Consider the following 20,703-nt stretch of genomic DNA (forward strand, 5'->3'; position numbering starts at 1 on the left):
GCGCATTTTCTCGCGTCTTTTAAATCACGGGGTAGAAGACTTCTTCCGCATCCTTGCCCAATCTTGCAAAGCATGCTGCAGGCGAGTGAATTCAGGGATATCTGCGCCTAGAGCGCAGTTATTCATCGATGTGTCATCAGCAGTGGTTGACTGAGGTAAAGAGAGGCTACCAGGGGATTTCACTGCCATCGTAATTATAAAACCGGCCACTCTTGTCCTGACCCGCATGAAGGAGGATTTCTCTCAGGGCCGTGACACTTTGCTCCGCTGAAATCAGAGCACCAGGACCGCCCATTGCGGTTTTAACCCAACCCGGATGCAGGGCAATCACGGTGATTCCCCGGTCTTGAAGATCAATTGACAGGCTTTTTACAACTTGATTGAGGGCTGTTTTGGAACTTCGATAGACATAGCCACCACCCGAGCGATTGTCGGCGATACTGCCCACCTTGCTGCTCATCATGACGATCAATTTATGATCGCTGGCCGCCACATTATCGCAAAAGGTCTCCGCCATCATATAGGGCGCGATCGTGTTGGACTCCAGCACCCTGCGCCACTCGTTGCGGTCCACTTTGCCAAATGCCATACCTTTTGGGCCGTAATATCCCGCATTGTTGAACAGGATATCGATAGGCTCTCCTTCCAAGGCCTTACCAAGAGAAATCATTTGTTCGTAGTCGGTGACATCCAGCTCAATGGGCTGGATTTGGGGGTATTTAGCTTGCAGTGATTTGAGCTCGGTGGCCTTCTCAAGATTCCTGCAACAGGCCAACACATTCCATCCATCTCGGGCAAACTGTGTGGTCAGTTCAAGTCCAATGCCACGATTACAGCCGGTGATCATTATGGTGCCAGACATCGCTGCTCCTTCGGTGTTATTCTTGCGCTTCGCGATCATAGCAACTGTAGAACAATGTACTACTCACCTGACGATCTCCTCTGGTTCCTGTTATTGGCTGCTGTGGCTTGGTATATCTGGGCCAATATGGCGGCAAAAGAGCAAGTGAGACGCGCGGCAGCCAATCACTGTAAACAATTGGGCGTACAGCTTCTCGACGATACCGTGGTGTTGGCACGCACTCGCTTGAAGCGTGACCGGCGGGGCCACATCAGCCTGCAACGCAGCTATGAATTTGAATTCACCTCCACTGGAGAGCACCGCTATTCCGGTGTGGCAGTTCTCCATGGCCGTCGTATCGAGCAGCTGCAGCTGTCACCTCACCATTTGAGTTAACTTGGTATTTATTGATGAAGCCCGGCCTTTACCGCCACTACAAAGGGAATCTTTACGAAGTCCTGTACACAGCTATTCACAGCGAGACAGAAGAGCTTTTGGTGATCTATCGCGCTCTCTATGGAAACTGTATTGTTTCGGCTAGACCATACAACATGTTCAACGAAACGCTCTCCGAGAATGGGAAGACCTTTCGCCGCTTCCAGCTAGAAAAAGCCTTCGAAATGATGGATAACAGCCACATAAAAAAGGAGCCCTAGAAAGGCGCCATAGGTCATAGGTCATAGGTCATAGGTCATAGGTCAAAAAAAGAAGCCTGAATAACAAACCCTTTCGATTATCAAACCCTATCTTGCGCCATTTCACCTCTCGGGGATAACCTTTCCCCACCAGACCGAAACAAATGCAAGTTAATACAATATGACGCCTGATAAACAGGCACGGCCCTCTCGGTCAATCTGCTTTAGAACCCACAAGGACCACCGGTGAACAACAAAAATATTATGATCTATGGCGCCTACGGCTACACGGGCGAATTGATTGCCCGTCAGGCTGTAGCACAGGGTTTTCGTCCCATCCTAGCCGGCCGCAATGCGCAAAAATTACAGCCTCTGGCAGATGCTCTGGATCTCCCGGCTATGGCCATCAATCTGGAAAATACGGAAGTGCTGGAACGCAGCTTACGAGACGTCTATTTGGTCATTCACTGCGCCGGCCCATTCTCCACAACCGCCGCCCCCATGATGAGGGCCTGCCTTAACAGCCGCACCCACTATCAGGACATCACCGGCGAAATTTCTGTCTATGAGGCCGCCTACAAGTTGGATGCAGAAGCAAAAGCCGCCGGGATAGTACTCTGCCCAGGAGCGGGCTTCGATGTTATTCCCACCGACTGTCTGGCAGCCGCACTGCACAAAGCCATGCCTTCGGCCACACACTTAGCACTGGGGTTTGACTCCGAATCGAGCTTGAGCCCCGGCACTGCCAAGACTTCTATCGAAAGCCTCGGGATGGGGGGAGCCATTCGGCGCAATGGCAATATTGAAACTATTGGCCATGGGCAACTAACCCGCCACATAGATTATGGCCGAGGCGAAAAATTTGCTGTCGCGATTCCCTGGGGGGATATTTCCACGGCCTACCATTCAACTGGCATCCAGAACATCGAAGCGTATATTCCCATGAGCCCCACAAGGGCAAAAAGGTTAAAACGCCTGAATGGATTTCGTTGGCTGCTGCGCACCAACTGGGTACAGAGCTGGTTGAAAGGAAAAGTTAGCAAGTCTGTTCAAGGGCCCAGTGAAGAGCGTCGGGCAGGCCAAAAGACCTGGGTCTGGGGAGAGGTACGCAATGACCGCCGCGGAGAACGCAAAGTGGGCCGGGTCACGACTGCCAATGGCTACGATGTCACCGTGTCCGGCTCTCTGGCAATCATGCAATATCTGCTCGACTATCGGGGTGAGGGTGGATATTTCACCCCCTCAAAACTCTGTGGCCATGAGCTGATAGAAAAATTGCCTGGTTCCGGGGAGATCGAAATTAAGATCGCCTAACCTCTGTCACAGATATCTTCTATTTCGACACCTTCTATTTCTAAAAAATTTTATTAGTGAAAGCTGCTATTTTCTGCGGCTTTCTTTGATGCAAGTAGCTAAGAGCTGTCGCTCCTTGCGCAATCTCACACTTTTTCTTCAACTGCCACTCCAACCAATCCTGCCCCGTCTCATCTTGCAAACCCCAACAAGTTCATTTTTCTGCCAAAACTAAAAACAAGCAGCTGAACGACGTAATTATTATCTATTTTGAGATTTCATTATTGCGACATCATTTGGTCAACTCCGTGCAATAATCAATTCTTAAGTTGGCCGCATGCGAGACTTATCCATGAACCTGAAGAGTATCGATGTGTCCCTGGTCCTGTATCTCACGGAGCGGGCGTCACGTCCCACTTCACGCAGACGATACCTGTGGCTATCTAAGTCCGGGGATGGCTGGCTCACTGTCGCCGTACTCTTCAGCTACATAATTTCCAATGCAGCCACTCAGCTTTTTATTGCCGCCTGCTCTGGATTGGCGGTGGAGCGCTCTCTCTATTGGACCATTAAAAATACGACGCGGCGCAGACGTCCACCCCAAGCCATACCCGGTATGCAGCCGATTATTATCGCCCATGACCGCTTCAGCCTACCCTCGGGACATACCTCCGCAGCCTTCCTTTTTATTACATTTATGACCCAGCAGGTGAGTCCCTTATGGGGACTTGGATACATCTGGGCTACTGGAGTGGGCGCTGCCCGCGTGAGCCTGGGAGTACACTTCCCTTCGGATGTTTTTGCAGGCGCCATGCTCGGTACTTGTGTGGCACTGGCAACGAGCGCCACCCTTTTATGAAAATTCTTTATGGTGTGCAGGCAACCGGCAATGGACATATCGCCCGATCACGCACACTGGCCAAAGCATTAAACCAATACCCACAACTTGAGATTCAATGGTTGTTTTCCGGACGTCCAAAGGAAAACCTGTTTGAGATGGAGTTATTTGGCGACTATTGGTGGCGCGAGGGAATGACCATTGTCCACAGCGAGGGGCGCCTCAGGAGCTTTGCCACTATTGCGCAGGTAAAATTACGTCGGTTAATCCAGGATATCCGAGAACTACCAGTTAACGACTTCGACCTGATTATCAGCGACTACGAACCAGTCACCGCTTGGGCGGCCAAAATCCGCAAGAAGCCCAGTGTGGGTATTGGCCACCAGTACGCTTTTTTATATTCGATCCCAATGCCCAGATTTAACTGGCTTTTTCACACAGTTCTGCGCACATTTGCGCCCACAGAAAAAAGCCTGGGGCTGCACTGGCATCACTTTGGCAACCCCATACTGCCGCCCATAGTCCCCGTACAACCAAAACCAGATAACAGTGCGAATGATTATGTCCTTGTCTACTTACCGTTTGAGCACCCTATTCCTATGTTGGAGGAATTGTCGAAGGTACAACGGCAATTTATTGTTTACGGTGTTCCGGTAAATCTGCCCACCGCAGACAATATCCAGATAAAAGCGCCTTCAACGGAAGGATTTCAGCGGGACCTGGTCAATGCCCAGGCGGTAATCTGTAATAGTGGCTTTGAATTACTGGCTGAGACCCTAGCTCAGGGCAAGCCCATACTGAGCCGGCCCCTAGCCTATCAGTTCGAGCAAGAGGCCAATGCCAAAGCGTTAGAGCAACTAAACCTGGCGAGGATCGTCAGTTCCATCAACGCTAAAAATATTCATTCCTGGCTCAAAGAGCTGCCTGTGCCGAAACGAATCCAATGGCCGGACGTGGCGCAGGCCGTGGCCGCCTGGATAGCCGAAGGTTGTAAAAGAGATCCCGCAGAGCTTGCCCGCGACCTCTGGCAAAAAGTAGTCCCACGCCCTACCAAAGGACCGACGCCAGCTTACCAAAGTGTCGCTGATTAGGTGCCAAGTTCATCGTCTATAACTCATTTAGCGGGATTAATAGCGAATGGCTCCGCGCCCATACAATATCCCCTCCTACAATATCGCCAAGTGCATTCACACAAAAAGTCATTGCCCGATTTAGCGCCTAAGCTTTTACTACTTGATTAATCCAGTGGCGAGCACGATCCCATAAATTTACTTAATAAGAACTTGTACCAATCATCCATCCAAAACAATGTGATTGGTCTGGATTTTTCTTTGCCGGGATAATAAATTTTGTAACTCAATAAAAATAACGAGGTAGGCATGTCTTCTCCATTGCTCAACGAACGCAATACTGAATTTTATCTCTATGAATTTCTCAATACCGAAGAACTGCTGCAGCGTCCACGCTATAAGGAACACTCCCGAGAGATTTTTGATGCAACCCTGAAAACCGCACGCACTATTGCTGAAAAATTTTTCGCCAATCACAATGCCAAAGGCGACGCCAATGAACCCAGTTTCGATGGCGAAAAAATACAGATGATTGCAGAAACCAAGCAATCCTGGGATGCTTTCGCAGAGGCAGGTTTTCTCGCGGGTCACTGCGACTTTGAAGAGGGCGGCATGCAGTTGCCCAAAACCATAATGCGCACCGCACTCGGCTACATGAGTGCCGCCAATATTGCCAGTGCCTGCTACCCATTTTTGACTATCGCCGCCGCCAACCTGTTGCGTTCTTTTGCCAGTGACAGCCTCAAGGCACAATTTTTACCGCAAATGCTGGATGGTCGCTTTGCCGGCACCATGGCGTTGACCGAGCCAGACCAGGGTTCAGCCCTCGCCGATATCCGCACCAGTGCCGAACCCGCTGATGACGGCAGCTATCGCATTCGTGGGCAGAAGATGTATATCTCCGGCGGAGACCAGTCGCTGACCGAAAATATCGTTCACCTGGTATTGGCAAAAATCAAAGGCGCCCCCGCCGGAGTCAAAGGAATATCCTTATTTTTAGTCCCTAAACTCCTCCTCGACGAAAATGGCCAAGTTACCGAGCACAACGATGTCAAGCTGGCCGGATTGCTGCATAAAATGGGGTTTCGCAACACGACCTCTACGGTACTGAGTTTCGGTGAAAATCAGGGTGCGGTGGGCTACCTGATTGGCGAGCCACACCAGGGGCTCAAATATATGTTCCAGATGATGAATGAGGCTCGCATCAGTGTCGGCGCCGGCGCCTCGGTGCTGGGCTACCAGGGTTATATCCACTCTCTGCAGTACGCCAAAGAGCGTCCGCAGGGACGCCTGCCCTCCAAGCACGACGCCAATTCCAAGCAGATACCCATTATCCAGCACGCCGATATACGCCGGATGCTACTGATGCAAAAAGCTTATGCCGAGGGCGGCCTGGGTTTAAGCATGTATGCCACTTCCCTCTACGAAGACCAACACAGTGCACACACAGAGGAGCAACGGCAGTTCGCAGCCACCCTGCTGGACCTGATCACCCCAGTAGTGAAATCCTGGCCCTCAAAATACTGCCTCAAAGCCAATGAACTGGCTATCCAGGTGCTCGGCGGTGCCGGTTATATTCGTGAGTTTCCCCTGGAGCAGCTGTACCGGGATAACCGCCTGAATGCCATCCACGAGGGCACCGAGGGTATCCACGCCCTCGACCTACTCGCGCGCAAAGTGCCCGGCAAAAATTTTCAGGCCTACCAGCTGTTGCAGACAGAGATTCGCAATACGGTTAAGGAGGCTCAGGACAAGGAGAGTCTGGTTAGCATGGCCGATGCCCTGGAGGAATCCCTGCAAAAACTCGACGAAACCGGCATGGCGCTGTTTGCACAGTTACAGAAGGACGTCGATCGAGGCCTCAGTAATGCCACGCTCTACCTGGATGTTTTCGGCTGTATCCTGGTAGCCTGGATCTGGCTGCGCCAGGCGATTGTTGCGACGAATGCCCTGGAGGCATCTGCCAGCACGGAAGATGCCAACTTCTACCGTGGCAAGTTACACACCGCCCGCTTTTATTTCGAATGGGAGCTACCCAATGTCCAGCCGCAGATCACCCTGCTGCAAAATGGCAACAATCTACCGTTCGATATGCAAGAAGACTGGTTCTAACCAGTAACAATTAGGTTGGCCAATGGAAATTACAGCAACACGGTAATTTCCGTGCCCCCCTGGGGCAGGGGTTCAGCGCTGATTTGCCCCTGGTAGCTCTCGACAATATCCATCACAACAGCCAGGCCAATACCCTGACCTGGCTGTTGCTGATCGGCACGCACACCGCGCTGGGTGACTTCGCGCCATTTATCCCTGTCTAGACCGGGCCCATTATCGGCAACACGAATTGAGAGCTTGCGTCCCTCCTCGGGATTCTCAATAGTGACATGCACCTGGCCAGCACCGTATTTGTAGGCATTGTCGAGTAGATTGCCGAGCAGCTCCATGAGATCTCCCTCATCTCCATAGAACAGGGCATCCTCGTTGCAATCTCTGTGAACTTCACAGGGCTTGCTGCGATAGACCTTCTCCAGGGCATCCAGGATTTTTTCAAGGAGTGGCGCCACCGGTATGCCTCTCAAGATAGACTTGGGTGAACTGGCAACCGCGCGCTGTAATTGGTAGCTGATAATGCTGTCCATACGCTGGACCTGATCGGTCAGAGTTTTACCAGCAGCCCCTGGGTCCTTCTCCAGGCTCAACCCCTTGAGCACCGCCAATGGCGTTTTCAAGCTGTGGGCCAGATCCGCCAAGGTGTGGCGGGTCTTCTCGCGCTGGCGCCGCTCATTTTCGATCAGCAGGTTCAGGTTATCGGTGAGCGGACGCAATTCCAGCGGGAAATTCCCCTCCAAGTGATCGCTGCCACCCTGCTGCATATCCCGCAGGGCCTGTGCCAGTGCGCGCAGAGGCGCAAACCCCCAGCGCAACACCAGCCACTGGGCCAGAATCAGTAACAGCGCCGCTACGCCAAGCCAATTCCAGATGGTTGAGCGAAACTGTCCTACCTGAGACTGCAGCGGTGCCGCATCTTCCATTACTACAAAGGTAAAAGGGTTCTCGTTATCGAGCCCCCAGGCCACACCCTGGCGAAAGCTACTGTAGTTGGCGTCGCCACCGGGGAGGGAGATCCGCATATAGGACTGTTGCCCTTGAGGTAGAGGGGAAAACTCCATTTCAGGCATTGCCAGGGCCGATTCAGAGCGCCAGATAACCCGGCCCTCCCCATCCAAAACCGCACCAATCAGACCCGAGTCCGGCTGATTAAAGCGCTGCTCAGGCAGTTCAGGCGGCAACACCAAGCTTCCACCTTCCGGTTCTGCCAGCGCCAACAAGGTATAGATATACAACTGCAGCTCGCGCTGTTTGGCCTCATTTAGAGAAGTGCGGTAAGCGTGCTCCAACACCCCAGAAATCATCAGCATAAAAGCTACCAGCACCAGACTGGTTACCAGTGCTAAGCGGCCTTTAAGGGAGTTCAGCCAGAAGGAAAACAGGTGCATTACAGTCGAAATTAGCGGGGGGCAATAAAGCGATAACCCCGGCCACGCAAGGTTTCAATGGGCTTTAGCTGAGCCGCCGCATCAAACTTCTTGCGCAGACGGCCAATAAATACCTCAATTACATTGCTGTCGCGATCGCAGTCCTGCTCATAGATATGTTCGGTTAGAGTGGTTTTGGAGACCACCTCATCCGGGTGCAGCATCAGGTATTCGAGTACCTTGTACTCGAAGGAAGTCAGCTCCAGTTCGGTATCGTTGACGGTGACACGCTGGGAACTGGTGTCCAACAGTATCGGGCCCGCTTTGATCGTGGGGGAGGAGAACCCGGCGGAACGGCGCACCAACGCATTCAGGCGCGCCAGCAATTCCTCAGTGTGAAAAGGTTTTACCAGGTAGTCGTCTCCACCGGCCTCCAATCCGGCCACGCGCTCCTGCCAGTGGCCGCGGGCGGTGAGAATCAGAATAGGAAAGTGCTTGTCCTCGCCGCGCAGGGTCTGAATCACCTGGATACCATCTATTTTTGGCAGCCCCAGATCCATAACCGCAATATCGTAAGGGTATTCCCGCCCCAAATAGAGCGCTTCCTCTCCATCCGGCGCCTCATCGACGGTATAGCCTGCACCGCGCAGTGACTCCGCCAGCTGCTGGCGCAGTAAAACTTCATCTTCGACTAATAGTGCGCGCATATTCTTTCCCTTGTACTGCGTGTCTGTGGTAGCGGGGAATTAACGGGAGATCCTGCCGCTCTTTTTGTCCACAAAAACTACATAGACCTGACTTTTATCGGAAAGCCCCTTCACCCGGTAGACCACCTGGCCCTGCTTACGGGTTTCAGAGACCGACAATATTTTGCCGCCGTAGCGCCGCTTCACCAGCGAAGCGGCCTTCTCCCGGGAAATACCCGAGTCCTGCACCCAGCGGAATTCATGCCGGTAGTTTTCCCTCTGCGGCGCCGGCCCTCCCTGCCATGAGGCGGCACAAAGGCTCGGAAGCAGAGCGATTAGGAGAAGAAAATGCCGTTTAAAAGTGCGGCTCGATTTCACGGTGCGGCTCCTGTGGATGTCCTGGTTTTCCACCTTCAACTATCTTCGACCGCCTCCCGCCGACTTATGGCGCCGGCGAGACTGCGACACGAACCCGGATTCTATCGCCCGGATGGTAATCTGTACGAGTCAGATAAACCTGACCATTATACCGATAGCGCACATCGTATCCGACTAATTCCCGCTGTGAGCTGAACTCGTCGACAACCTGGCAACGGGATTCTGTGGCGTAATAGGTCGGAGCGTTGGAACGACTGATCTGGTTGCCAACCAAGGCACCTACCAGAGCCCCCGCGACAGTGGCCCCGGCCCGCTGGCCGCCATGGTGGTGATGATAACGACCGTGATGACCACCACGTCCCAGGCTGTTGCCAACAGCGGCGCCGATCAGCCCACCGACCAGGGTACCCGCCGGGGAGGCCGGCTCGCGGTAAGCTACCTGCTCATCCCGACAGTAGGTACGTGGGGTCCGCACCTCGACATCGGTGTAGACGGGGGTAACCTCGGTGACACGGGCAAAATCGTAGCTGTCCGCACCATAGGGGTCTGAGTAGCCCCGAGGGCCCGCTTTGGCGGTAGCACTCAAGGCCACCAGCGCGGCGACTGCCGCGCCGGCGATAAACTGCTTGAAGAGTTGCACAATCGATCTCCCGTTATTCATCAACGGGGGCCAGATTAGTCAAATCGATCTGAATAGACGCTGAATTACACCTGAGCTGGCGAAAAATATCAGGCCCGATCTTCGCTTTCACGCCTCCGCCGATGCTCTCTTCGCTCCCTGCGCTGTCCTTCCCGATGACTCCGGCCCTCCCGGCGGCTCCGCCTCTCCCGCCTGTCGGCCCTATCGCGCTTATCCAGCTTCCACTTTTCCCGCAGCTCCCTGCGCTGCTGTGGCGTCATCTGTCGAAAGCGCTTGCGTGCCTCCCGGATACGCTGTCGCTCCTCCTCGGGCAAATCCATAAAACGGCGATAGGAATCCCGCAATTGGGCACGCCTCTCCCTGGGCATATCCTGCCAGCGCTGATACTGCTGACGCGCTTCTTGACGCTGCTCGGGGTTCATTTCGCTCCAGCGCCTGGCACCTCGCAACAGCTGCTCGCGGCGGTCATCACTCAGCTGTGACCAGCGATCCTCAAAGTTGTGCAGCAGCTGCCGTTCGCTGTCACTGAGGCTTTGCCACTCTTGAGCCAAAGAAACGCCCGCGAAGAGGGACAAATACACCGCGCCCAACCAGCCACACAGCAAATGCTTTCGGTCACTCATCGCGCAGCTCCTCGCGGGTTTCTCTATCTCCAGCACCCTGCCGATCTGTCACCGCCTCACTCTCCAGCTTGGGTAACAACATCTCCAGTGCTTCTGATGCCTGTATATCTCCCTGCTCATCTGCCCATTCCCCGACAAACATCAGGAAGTCCTCATCCAGCGGCTCCAACTCTTCCGCCGGTAGCGGGGCGCCGCAAAAGAGCAGAATGAGGCAGAGACCCCTACCGGCTTTTCTCTTGAGGAAAAAACCGCTCCCATCATTATTAAGAGGAGTGACCATTCAATTCTTCCGCCAACCACTGGTAGAACTCCATATCCTCAACCATCTCAACATCCATTTCTTCATACAAAAGCCAATCAGAAGCGCTCAGTAACTCGGTGGTGGCCTGTTCATTGGGCGCCGGCCAGAGCAGCAATAACAATAATGTTGCACAGGTGCCAGTGAATCCGACCCAGCCAGTCCAGTCTCGATAATACGTTTTCTTTTGTGCTAATGCGCGCTGTCTGGCACTGGCAAGCTGCACTAGGGTGTCCGCATCGATTTTGCTATCCCGGCGTGCAACCGCATCCCGAGCGGCTCTCTGTAATGCATCGCTCTGCGCCGCTAAATCTTCTTGCTGTCGATTCATTGGATTGCCTCTAGTTCGAATGCCTCTAGTTCATAGGCCTCTAGATGGGTACGCAAACTGCGCATGGCTCTTGATAAATGGGTCTTGACACTGCCCTGGCTGCATGACATTGCGCGGGCAGTTTCGGCAACATCGAACTCCTCGACACAACGCAGTAGGAAGGCCTGCTGTTGGCGCAAAGGCAACCTGGTTACAGCGCTGTCGATAGCTTCCAGCAGGCGCTCACCAACCAAAGCCTTATCTGGGGTGGGATTGTAACTATCGACCCACTCCAACGGAGCTGGGTCTGTTTCATCGGTATTTGCAGGTAGTTTTTCTCGTAACAACTGCCAGCGGGATAACTTATTGTTGCGCCTATGCCAATCGGTAATTCGATTGTTGAGAATGGTAAAAAACAGCGGTCGCCATTCGCTGCGATCGCGACCGCTGTATTTCCTGACCAGCGCCAACATGGAATCCTGCACAATATCCAGCGCATCATCCCGATTGCCTACGGCGTAATTCGCCATGGTAAAGGCCCGCTTCTCCACCTGGGCCAGGAACTGATTCATAGAAGCCGGCTGAAGTCCTTGCGCACGGAATGCTCTTCCAGATTCTTTTTATGGTTTATGGAGCCCACCTAAAAGACTCCACTCGCACTCTTGGTTTTATCTGAATGACCAGTTCGCAAGGTCAGCCCTCTTTACGCTTGCGGGTTTTAGCGCGCCGGTCCATGCGGCGATCTACACGCTCTCCCTTTTTGTCCAGTCGATCATTAATTTTTGCACCCTTGTTATCCAGCCTTTCGTTGACACGTTCCCCTTTTTGGTCGAGGCGGTTATCGATACGATCCCCTTTGCGGTCCAGTCGCTCGGCCAGCTTGTCATTGCCATTGGCAGCCGCCTGTTCAGACCTCTGATCAAGGCGCTCATTGATACGATCACCCTTGTTATCGAGGCGCTCCTCAATGCGGTCTCCCTTTTGATCCAATCTCGCCTCTATACGATCGCCCTTCTGATCTAAGCGATCCTCGACATGATCACCGTGATCGTGCGGCTCGCTCTCATCGCTCTGTGCATAAATAGAATAAGGAAAAGCCAAGCCAATAGTCAGTAGTGAGAGTCCAATCAGCTTTTTCATAAATTGCTCCTTCATAAATCGCCCCGGTTCCATTCGAGGAGATCGAATAAGATTTAAATTGCACTGATTAAAACGCTCTGTTGGGCCAGCGGTTGACAGGATTCATTTATTTTTTTCAAATTTTTTCCACCGGCCGACAACTCTTACTAACCCCTCTACTGGTTATCCCTCTACGATCTCGGGACCGGGCACTTCATCCCCGAGCCAACGCTGGGTCAGGGTTCCCGCGGTCATAGCGCCGTTTACATTGAGCGCGGTACGCGCCATATCGATCAGCGGCTCTACAGAAATTAACAGGGCCGCAATGGTAACCGGTAGTCCCATTGCCGGTAGCACCACCAGTGCGGCAAAAGTTGCCCCACCACCCACGCCGGCAATACCAAAAGAACTGATGACTACCACAGCCAGCAGAGTGCCTAACCACATGGGGTCCCACACGTTGATCCCCAAAGGCACCGCTACCATCGTGGCGAGCATTGCAGGATAGATTCCCGCGCAGCCATTTTGACCGATGGTGGCACCGAAGGATGCGGAAAAGTTGGCGATGGCTGGTGAATTTCGCAGCTCATCCACCTGTGTTTCCACATTGAGGGGGATAGTGGCCGCGCTGGAGCGGGAACTAAAGGCAAATACCAACACGGGCCAGACTTTGATGAAGTAATGCAGCGGATTCACGCCATTCACTAGCAGCAAAAGACCATGCACTAAAAACATCAGGCCAATCGCACAAAAAGAGGCCACGACAAAACCGAACAGGTTAGCAATGTCTGCCCAACTGGATTTAGCAATTAACCCCGCAACCAGTGCCATCACACCGTAGGGCGTGAAGGCCATCACCAGGCGCACCAGCTTCATAATCCAGACTTGAGCGACATGTACAAACCGCTCAATCGCAGCACCCTCCTCGGGAAATTCACGCCTTACCGCCAGGGCCGCCAGCCCCAGTAACACCGCAAAAATAACCACCGAAATCACAGAGGTGGAGCGGGCTCCAGTCAAATCCAGGAAAATATTGCGCGGAATAAAGGAGGTAATTATTTCAGGAATTGAGAGATCACTGACTCGCCCGATGCGCTCATTAAGCACTTCCACCCGCGCTGCTTCGCGGGAGCCCTCGACCAGCCCCGCAGCTGAGAGCCCAAACAAATCGGCCATAAACACACCGATCAGGGCGGCAATTGCCGTTGTCCCGAGTAATACACCCAATACGGACACACTGATCTTACCCAGCGCCTGGGTGTCACTCACTTTTACCACGGCCACCAGAATAGAAGTAAGCACCAGTGGCATCACCAGCATATACAGCAGATTTACGTAGCTCTCGCCCAGCATTTCGATCCAGGGCAGAACCTCATCAGTGGTATTCCCCCAACTGCGCGCTAATTGCAATAACGCCCCAAAAACCACGCCTAGAAGCAACCCGACAAATACGCCCGGCGCCAGGGTATCCCTGCCGCGTTGCCAACGATGCAATCCGAACAAGAGAACCACGAAGCCAAAAAGCAGAACAAAAGCGCCGATATGCATGGTATGAAAATCCCACCCTGGGCAAACTAAAAAGTGGCGGCATGCTATCAGCGATAGGCTAGTGCCCTATAGTTACCTTGGTTATAGATACTTTGTTTATAGTTATATTGATTTGTTTTTTTAAATTATTATTTAAAAGCGCCCTTACTGTAGGGCCGCTCTAAGATCCTCTGCGGTCTGAGGCCCCACCAGTGTTTTTTGCCAGCGGCCATCCCGGCCAATTATGAAGGTAGTAGGCAGCACTTCTGGCCAGGGTTGGCCCCAGCGTCCTTCGGGCTCTTCGGTCAACAGGGGAAATTCTATACCCAGCTTCTGCGCCTGTTCGATAGCTGCGGGGGATGGCAAACCATCAAAGTTAACCCCCAACACGACGATGTCGCTGTTGGTCTGTGCCAATTCATTGAGCACAGGCACTTCTTCACGACAGGGCTTACACCACTCGGCCCAGTAGTTAACCAATATTGTTTTTCCCTCAGTATTAACCGGTTCGCCACCGGTGGTATGCAGACGGCTATCGCTGTCACAGCCGCTGATTGCGCTTGCCAAGGACAGAGAGATTGCCCCCAGTACCTTCTTCATTCTTTTTCTTATCAGCAACTGCAGCATCGTCTTCCCCCTCCGCTTCAACAATTTCATTTTCCATATTTTTTGAAGTTCCCGCCTCTTGCCCCGCCCCGCGACTTTCGGCCTCCTCTTTTTCCAGAGCGTCGCTAAAGAGAGATCCAATCGTAATATCAAGCTGCTCTCTGGCGGAACCACGGGTATTGGCAAAGCGACTCTCTACCTCGCTGTACCATTCAAACCCCTTTAAATTGCCCGGATTACCGCTGGGAATCCACTGGGGGCTCAACCAACCGGTCAGCTCCATCAGTGATACCGCGTTTAGATCCCGCAGCAAGACATAATCATTCCCGTCGGTCTGGGCGATCACCCGGTGCCCCTGTAAGACATCACGCAGCCGCCGCCACTGGCCAAATTTTATTCCCAATAAAGAGATATCCCGCTCACGCAGGGGTTTGCCACACCGCCCCCTTTTAAACATTTGCCAGAGGACAATCAGGATCGCCACTAAATCGGAGTGTCTGTGCCCCTGGGTTGCTGCTCGATATACCGACAGGGTGCGCACCAGCACACACCCCGCCAGCACCAGCATCCACATCATATAAATCCACAACAGAAACAAGGGCACAAAAGCAAAGGCACCATAGATCGCCTGTACCGAACTACGCGCGACAATGGCCCCGAACAGGTATTTCATAATTTCAAAGGCGATGGAGGTCACCACCCCGCCTTCGATGCCATGGCGCAGGGGCACATAGCAATTGGGCACGGCGATAAATAGCAGGGTAAAAACGATGCTGGTGAAAATAAAAGGCAGCACTCGCAGCACGACCGCCATCATGCCAATGCCCTCCTCTCCACCTAAAAATAATTTTTGCGAGAGTAGGAAGGTACTGGCGGCGAGCCCGGCCCCCAGCAGGATAGGCCCGAGGCTTAAAATGGCCCAGTACAATAGAAAACTCGAAACTCCGCTACGCCCACGGGACACATCCCATATGGCGTTAAAGGTACCTTCAATACTGCGTAGTGTGAGCCCCGCAGTCACCGCCAGCATGGCGATACCCAAGCCGGTGAGTCGCTGCGCCTGGGCTGAAAAACTGCTGATATATTCCTGTACTTCACGCCCACTCTGCGGCACAAAGTGGGAGAACAACTGCTCCTGCAAACGGGTCTGCAAGCCGGCGAAGTCCGGGAACAGCGACAGCATCGCATAGCTCACGGTCACCAATGGCACTATGGCGAACAGAGTCATATAAGTGAGCGCAGCCGCACTTTTCTGACAGTCTTTCTCGACAAACAGAGTCCACAAGGAGGTGGCAAAACGCCGCCATTGAACGAGCCTATCTTTCACACTTGATTTCAATTTCATTCCCTGTGTGCGACCTCCAGCAAATGCGGTGAACACTCGACTTACGCCTTAGAATTCCATTACGGTATTCGGTTAGAATACGCCAAACAGTAACAGGATACCGACATAATGTGGACGATCTACCACAACCCGCGCTGCTCAAAATCCCGCCAAACTCTGCAACTCTTGCAGGACAACGGCGTGGAGCCGGAAATGATTCTCTACCTGCAAAACCCGCCTTCGGCTGGTGCTCTCAAACAAATCCTGCAGAAACTCGGTATGCCCGCACGGGACCTGTTGCGCACCGGTGAGGAACCCTACAAGCAACTCAACCTAAAAGACGAGGCGCTGAGCGAAGCGCAATTGATTGAGGCCATGGTAGAAAACCCCATCCTTATCCAGCGACCGATCGTGGTAAAAGGCGACAAAGCCACCATTGGCCGCCCACCGGAAAATGCGCTGGAGCTGCTTTAAATGGCACCCGATAGCGAAGCCTATGTGCTGATTCTCTATTACAGCCGCGGCGGCGCCACGGCGCGTATGGCCGCTGAGCTCGCACGGGGCGTTGAGGCCAGCGGCATCGCCGCACGCCTGCGCACCGTTCCCACAGTCTCACCCGATACCCAAGCCAGCCTGGCGCCGGTGCCCAACGAGGGCGCACCCTATTGCACCCTCGAAGACCTGCGCCAGTGCGCCGGACTGCTCATGGGCAGCCCCACCCGCTTTGGCAATATGGCATCGCCACTGCGCTATTTTCTCGATCAAACCAGCGATATTTGGCTGGAAGGGAGCCTCACCGGTAAACCCGCCGCGGTATTTACCGCCACCGGCAGCCTGCACGGCGGCCAGGAGACCACGCTCACCTCGATGATGCTGCCGCTTCTGCACCACGGTATGTTGATCGCCGGTATTCCCTACTCAGAAGCCGCCCTAATGCGTACCAGCACCGGCGGTACTCCTTACGGCGCCTCCCATTGGAATAAAGGGCATACCAGCGACTTGAGTGAAGATGAGATCACCCTGTGCCGAGCGCTTGGTGCTCGCATCGGTCAACTGGCCCAAACCCTGAGCCCGGCGACTCAAGCTGCCAAATAGAGGATTCAGCGTGAACGACACTATTCAGCGCAAATTACAAATTGCGCTCCGTATCAATTGGTTCTGCTATATCGCCCTATTGGTGCTAATTGCAGTTCGAAACCTGTTTATCGAGGGCGGCTCCCTCGCGCTTTGGCTGATTCAGACGGTACCGCTCTTGCTGGTGTTGCCAGGCCTGATCAAGCAGCGTTATCGCAGCTACCTTTGGCTCTGTTTTATTCTGCTGCTGTACATCACCACCAGTATTGTCGATGTAATGATGCCTACACGCGGTTGGCAGGATGGCGCAATGATGGTTTTGAGCCTTATCCTATTCTTTTCTGCAATGATGAGCAGTCGCTGGCATCGTATGCAGTAACTCCATTGGCGGAATTTCCGCCAATGGTTCCCGACACAAAGCGTGGAAATATAAGACTTCCACACGCTAAGGAGTTTTGAGGTTTGACTGATTCACCCCAGAAAAAAGGATTTGCCCGAGGCTTTTTAGCTGCGATTGGCGGCTCCATCACCTGGCTGAGGCGAGTATTCACCAACATCATCTTCCTGCTGATCCTGCTGTTTCTCGGTATTGCCATTTTCAGCAAGGACGAGCGCTTGGTGGTGCCCCAGGGCGCGGCGCTGCGCGTAGCCCCCAGCGGTTTTCTTGTGGATGAGCTGACCCAGCCCGCCACCCTGCCGATTTTCCTGGGTGGCAACCGCGGCCCAGCAGAGGTGCGCGTCAAAGATCTGGTTGACGCTATCGACAACGCCGCCACTGACAAACGCATTTCCTCGCTAGTGCTGGAACTGGACCATATGGTGGGTGGCAGCCTCAGCAAGCTGGATGAAATAGGTGCGGCACTGCAGCGCTTTAAAGCCGCCGATAAACCCATCTACGCGGTGGGCGACAACTTCACCCAGCCCCAGTACTTCCTCGCCAGCCACGCCGACAAGGTATACCTGAATCCCATGGGCTCGGTCATGCTCACCGGCTTCGGCGTTTATCGCAACTATTACAAGAGCGCCCTGGATAAACTCAAGGTGAACTTCCACGTGTTCCGTGTGGGGGATTACAAGGACTTTATCGAGCCCTACACTCGTGACGATATGTCTCCCGCCTCGCGGGAAAATAACCAGCGCTGGTTGAATGAACTCTGGGGTGAATACAGCGAGCAAGTCACCGGGTTGCGCAATCTGCCCGCTGAGAGTATCGACCTGTTTATCAACGAACTGCCACAGAAGCTGCAACAGCATCAGGGCAGTTGGGCCGAAGCCGCCCTGGCCAACAAGCTGGTAGATCAGCTCGCCAGTCGCATCGAGGCGATGAATGAGCTGAAAAAGGACATCGGTGAAGATGACAGCAAAGAGCGCGATTACAAATTTATCGACGCCCTCGCCTACCTGCGCAGTCACAAGCTCGCCGAAGCCGCCAAACCCATCCGGGAGTCCAAGAAAATCGGCCTGATCACCGCCAGTGGTTCCATAGTCGACGGCGAAGCTCCCGCTGGGCGTATCGGCAGTGAGAGTCTCGGCAAATTAATTCAGCGTGCGCGCGAGAAAGAAGTGGATGCCCTGGTACTGCGCATCGACAGCGGTGGCGGCTCCGCCTTTGCCTCCGAAGCTATTCGCCAGGAGCTGCTGGCCACTCGCGAAGCAAAAATCCCGGTGGTGATTTCCATGGGCAGCGTCGCCGCTTCCGGTGGCTACTGGATCGCCACGGCTGGTGACCGCATCTGGGCCTCGCCGGCGACACTCACCGGTTCTATTGGTGTTTTTGGTGCCTTCCCGACCTTTGAGAATTCCCTCGAGCATATTGGTATCTACACCGATGGTGTAGGCACTTCTGACCTGGCCGGCAGTATGCGCCTCGATCGCGCCCTGCCGCCAGCTGCGGCCAGTATTCTGCAGCAGGGGGTGGATAACACTTATGCGCGCTTCCTGCGCATCGTTTCCGAAGCTCGCGGCAGCACCCCCAAAGAGATACACAAAATAGCCCAGGGGCAGGTGTGGACCGGCCGCGCCGCTAAAAAGTTGGGACTGGTGGATGATCTCGGCAACCTCAGCGATGCCATCGCCGACGCCGCGCAGCTTGCTGAAATCGAAGAATACGACGTAGTAGAGATCCAGCGTGAACTGAGCCCCGGCGAAAAATTCCTGCGCGCTTTGAGCGATAATGTAGACGCGAAAATTGCCGCGAGCCTTGAAGCCAACCTGCCACTCGGCGCCTGGTTAAACAGCGTACAGCCGGTGTTGGCACCAATCGGCGAGCTGCAGAGCTATCGCGACCCCCGCGCCCTTTACGTGCGCTGCCTGCCCTGCCAAGCGCCTTAAAACGTCTCACGCTTTCACCACAACTCCGCCGCCGGCTCAATGCCGGCGCGGACGCCCGTAAAGGCCGCGCAGCTCCTCCTTGGCCATTTCCAGTAGACGCCGCCTTTTCGCCGGCAGCCGCTGTCCCGCCCGGTTGATATAGAACGTCAGCATAGACATGGCGGAGCGATAGGGATCGGACTTGCGCCGCTGGCTGGATTCCGCAGCCGCTTTCAATCCCCGTGCGATCGCTTTCGGGTCCTCCAGGCTAAAGAGGCCCTCACTCAAATCCAGGGCATGACTGTGGCGCGTGACCTCTTCCGACCAATTGGCCTTTTTCACGGGACTCACCGACACCTCCACTCATTGGCTGACCCACCTAACTATATGGTGGCGGTGTCTGGGTTGGTCGCACGAAGCAATTCAGACCTCGCTGTCAGTGATTTTGACCCGGCGCAGGGCACCACTTAAAGCCACCAGAGCAAAGGCAAGCAGACTTAAAATTCCCGCCCACAGCAAGGTGGTCAGGGGGGCGGCGTATTCACTCAAGACGCCAGCGGCCAGTGCTCCAAGGGCAGCGGAGCCAAACAGGGCAAACTGGTAAATGGAGATAATACGGCTGCGGTATTCCGCCGGGGCGAGCAACTGTACTATGCCGCGACCGAGGCCAGCGGAAGCCGCCGCCACCGCCCCCCAGCAAAGACACAGCAGGATCAGGCCCAGCTTGGTGGGACCGAGACTGATGGCAATTAACAGCGCCGCACTGTAGAGCAGGCACATAAGAATACCGCGCCCAGGTTCAGCACCCTGGCCACGGCGGAGCATAGTCACCGTGGCGATGACGGTACCAGCTACAAAGGCCAGTTGCAGCGTGGCGTAATAACCGGCACCGCGACCGTAATCCTCCGCCAGCAGCGGCAGCACCACCAAAAAGACACCGATGTGCACAAACCCGTTAAAGGCCATCAACGCAGTCAACTCGCGCAGTACCGGGTGCCGCCAGGCCTGGGATAAGCCATCGAGAATCAGGCTGTGAGTAATTTTTTCCTTAGTCGTACGGCTGGCCCCACCCGCGCGCAGACTAATCAAGGCCGAAGCCGCCAACAGCAATACCCCTATCTGTACTAACAGCAAGGCTTGCAGCCCCCAGTGTTCAAAGCGGCTCGCCAGCAACATCCCCACAGCCTGACCACCGTATTGGGCCAACATCATCCAGGTCACCGTCTTCTGCACCCGCCGCTCGGAGGTTTGCCTACCGCCTTGGCGTGCACTGCGCTGCACCAGGTTGTCCCGCGCCGGTTGCAGGAAAGCGCTGCAAATCCCCAGGCAAATCCCGTAGAGCATCAATACCGGCAGGGAGATCACGGACAGGAGGTAAACTAGCAGCAGACTTGTGTGGCAAAGGGCCAGACCAATGCAGGCCAGTGCGGAGACCGCTGCCGGATCACGGCGATCTGCCAGGGCACCGCCGAACAGCAGGAACACCAGGTTGGGCAAAAGCACCGAAGCCTGCACCCAGCCCAGTTGTAGAGCCGGCAAATCCACCACGGTGAGCGCAATCCAGGGCAAGAGGATCACCTGCAGCCCGGTAGCCAGGGAAGTGCCGCTGTAGCCCAGCAGAAATTTTTGCAGCCTGTGAGGCATCTTTCGCGATAGAC

Annotated in this window: 25 protein-coding genes; 10 read left to right on the top strand and 15 right to left on the bottom strand. The window is 54.3% G+C overall.

What is annotated here, in order from left to right:
* Positions 1–166 precede the first annotated feature (166 nt).
* Complete coding sequence (locus tag ACJJID_RS11205; protein WP_172975406.1) at positions 167–862, bottom strand: SDR family oxidoreductase; 696 nt, start codon at positions 860–862, stop codon at positions 167–169.
* Positions 863–916: 54 nt separating this feature from the next.
* Here ACJJID_RS11205 and ACJJID_RS11210 point away from each other — a divergent pair, with 54 nt between their 5' ends.
* The 6 genes from ACJJID_RS11210 to ACJJID_RS11235 all read left to right on the top strand — a co-directional run bounded on the left by ACJJID_RS11210 (position 917) and on the right by ACJJID_RS11235 (position 6,789).
* Positions 917–1,237: a DUF3301 domain-containing protein gene (locus ACJJID_RS11210; protein WP_152454316.1), complete on the top strand. Its 321-nt coding sequence runs from the start codon at positions 917–919 to the stop codon at positions 1,235–1,237.
* 14 nt (positions 1,238–1,251) lie between these two features.
* Positions 1,252–1,497 (top strand): DUF1653 domain-containing protein, encoded by a 246-nt coding sequence (locus ACJJID_RS11215; protein ID WP_444919565.1) that lies wholly within the window; start codon positions 1,252–1,254, stop codon positions 1,495–1,497.
* Positions 1,498–1,722: 225 nt separating this feature from the next.
* Positions 1,723–2,790: a saccharopine dehydrogenase family protein gene (locus ACJJID_RS11220; RefSeq protein WP_444919566.1), complete on the top strand. Its 1,068-nt coding sequence runs from the start codon at positions 1,723–1,725 to the stop codon at positions 2,788–2,790.
* Positions 2,791–3,121: 331 nt separating this feature from the next.
* Positions 3,122–3,628 (top strand): phosphatase PAP2 family protein, encoded by a 507-nt coding sequence (locus tag ACJJID_RS11225; protein ID WP_444919567.1) that lies wholly within the window; start codon positions 3,122–3,124, stop codon positions 3,626–3,628.
* Entirely contained in the window at positions 3,625–4,698 is a 1,074-nt protein-coding gene (locus tag ACJJID_RS11230; protein ID WP_444919568.1) for an MJ1255/VC2487 family glycosyltransferase, read from the top strand. Before ACJJID_RS11225 ends, ACJJID_RS11230 begins: the two co-directional genes overlap by 4 nt.
* A gap of 288 nt (positions 4,699–4,986) precedes the next feature.
* Positions 4,987–6,789, top strand: a complete 1,803-nt coding sequence (locus ACJJID_RS11235; RefSeq protein WP_444919569.1) for an acyl-CoA dehydrogenase — start codon at positions 4,987–4,989, stop codon at positions 6,787–6,789.
* 29 nt (positions 6,790–6,818) lie between these two features.
* Here ACJJID_RS11235 and ACJJID_RS11240 read toward each other — a convergent pair whose 3' ends face one another.
* From ACJJID_RS11240 to ACJJID_RS11295, 12 genes are all read right to left on the bottom strand, one after another.
* Positions 6,819–8,171 carry an ATP-binding protein gene (locus ACJJID_RS11240; RefSeq protein ID WP_444919570.1) on the bottom strand — a complete coding sequence of 451 codons (1,353 nt, stop codon included), beginning with the start codon at positions 8,169–8,171 and terminating at the stop codon, positions 6,819–6,821.
* 11 nt (positions 8,172–8,182) lie between these two features.
* Positions 8,183–8,857 carry a response regulator transcription factor gene (locus ACJJID_RS11245; RefSeq protein WP_444919571.1) on the bottom strand — a complete coding sequence of 225 codons (675 nt, stop codon included), beginning with the start codon at positions 8,855–8,857 and terminating at the stop codon, positions 8,183–8,185.
* A gap of 39 nt (positions 8,858–8,896) precedes the next feature.
* Positions 8,897–9,214, bottom strand: coding sequence for a PepSY domain-containing protein (locus tag ACJJID_RS11250; protein ID WP_444919572.1), 318 nt, complete (start codon positions 9,212–9,214; stop codon positions 8,897–8,899).
* Between the two features lie 64 nt (positions 9,215–9,278).
* Positions 9,279–9,854 carry a glycine zipper 2TM domain-containing protein gene (locus tag ACJJID_RS11255; protein WP_444919573.1) on the bottom strand — a complete coding sequence of 192 codons (576 nt, stop codon included), beginning with the start codon at positions 9,852–9,854 and terminating at the stop codon, positions 9,279–9,281.
* Positions 9,855–9,943: 89 nt separating this feature from the next.
* Entirely contained in the window at positions 9,944–10,477 is a 534-nt protein-coding gene (locus ACJJID_RS11260) for a DUF3106 domain-containing protein (RefSeq protein ID WP_444919574.1), read from the bottom strand.
* Positions 10,470–10,757, bottom strand: a complete 288-nt coding sequence (locus ACJJID_RS11265; RefSeq protein WP_444919575.1) for a hypothetical protein — start codon at positions 10,755–10,757, stop codon at positions 10,470–10,472. Before ACJJID_RS11265 ends, ACJJID_RS11260 begins: the two co-directional genes overlap by 8 nt.
* Positions 10,741–11,106 (bottom strand): hypothetical protein, encoded by a 366-nt coding sequence (locus tag ACJJID_RS11270; protein ID WP_444919576.1) that lies wholly within the window; start codon positions 11,104–11,106, stop codon positions 10,741–10,743. The genes ACJJID_RS11265 and ACJJID_RS11270 overlap by 17 nt, the downstream gene beginning before the upstream one ends.
* Positions 11,103–11,657: an RNA polymerase sigma factor gene (locus ACJJID_RS11275; protein WP_444919577.1), complete on the bottom strand. Its 555-nt coding sequence runs from the start codon at positions 11,655–11,657 to the stop codon at positions 11,103–11,105. The genes ACJJID_RS11270 and ACJJID_RS11275 overlap by 4 nt, the downstream gene beginning before the upstream one ends.
* 121 nt (positions 11,658–11,778) lie before the next feature.
* Complete coding sequence (locus tag ACJJID_RS11280; protein ID WP_444919578.1) at positions 11,779–12,225, bottom strand: hypothetical protein; 447 nt, start codon at positions 12,223–12,225, stop codon at positions 11,779–11,781.
* Positions 12,226–12,387: 162 nt separating this feature from the next.
* A complete protein-coding gene (locus tag ACJJID_RS11285; protein ID WP_444919579.1) occupies positions 12,388–13,752 on the bottom strand; it encodes an L-cystine transporter in 1,365 nt (454 codons plus the stop codon).
* 144 nt (positions 13,753–13,896) lie between these two features.
* Entirely contained in the window at positions 13,897–14,331 is a 435-nt protein-coding gene (locus ACJJID_RS11290) for a TlpA family protein disulfide reductase (RefSeq protein WP_444919580.1), read from the bottom strand.
* Positions 14,273–15,682 carry a YihY family inner membrane protein gene (locus ACJJID_RS11295; RefSeq protein WP_444919581.1) on the bottom strand — a complete coding sequence of 470 codons (1,410 nt, stop codon included), beginning with the start codon at positions 15,680–15,682 and terminating at the stop codon, positions 14,273–14,275. The genes ACJJID_RS11290 and ACJJID_RS11295 overlap by 59 nt, the downstream gene beginning before the upstream one ends.
* A 108-nt stretch (positions 15,683–15,790) precedes the next feature.
* Between ACJJID_RS11295 and arsC the strand changes: the two genes are divergently transcribed.
* From arsC to sppA, 4 genes are all read left to right on the top strand, one after another.
* Positions 15,791–16,135 (top strand): arsenate reductase (glutaredoxin), encoded by a 345-nt coding sequence (arsC, locus tag ACJJID_RS11300; protein ID WP_444919582.1) that lies wholly within the window; start codon positions 15,791–15,793, stop codon positions 16,133–16,135.
* Complete coding sequence (gene wrbA, locus ACJJID_RS11305; RefSeq protein WP_444919583.1) at positions 16,136–16,756, top strand: NAD(P)H:quinone oxidoreductase; 621 nt, start codon at positions 16,136–16,138, stop codon at positions 16,754–16,756.
* 10 nt (positions 16,757–16,766) lie between these two features.
* The gene (locus ACJJID_RS11310; RefSeq protein WP_444919584.1) at positions 16,767–17,114 is read left to right on the top strand and encodes a DUF2069 domain-containing protein; all 348 of its coding nucleotides are present in this window, start codon (positions 16,767–16,769) and stop codon (positions 17,112–17,114) included.
* 83 nt (positions 17,115–17,197) lie between these two features.
* Positions 17,198–19,066 carry a signal peptide peptidase SppA gene (sppA, locus tag ACJJID_RS11315; RefSeq protein WP_444919585.1) on the top strand — a complete coding sequence of 623 codons (1,869 nt, stop codon included), beginning with the start codon at positions 17,198–17,200 and terminating at the stop codon, positions 19,064–19,066.
* A gap of 36 nt (positions 19,067–19,102) precedes the next feature.
* Here sppA and ACJJID_RS11320 read toward each other — a convergent pair whose 3' ends face one another.
* On the bottom strand, positions 19,103–19,396 hold the full coding sequence (locus ACJJID_RS11320) for a DUF3175 domain-containing protein (RefSeq protein WP_444919586.1): 294 nt from the start codon (positions 19,394–19,396) through the stop codon (positions 19,103–19,105).
* Positions 19,397–19,468: 72 nt separating this feature from the next.
* Positions 19,469–20,689 (bottom strand): MFS transporter, encoded by a 1,221-nt coding sequence (locus tag ACJJID_RS11325; RefSeq protein ID WP_444919587.1) that lies wholly within the window; start codon positions 20,687–20,689, stop codon positions 19,469–19,471.
* Positions 20,690–20,703 lie beyond the last annotated feature (14 nt).

This window comes from Microbulbifer sp. CnH-101-G, from assembly GCF_052466775.1.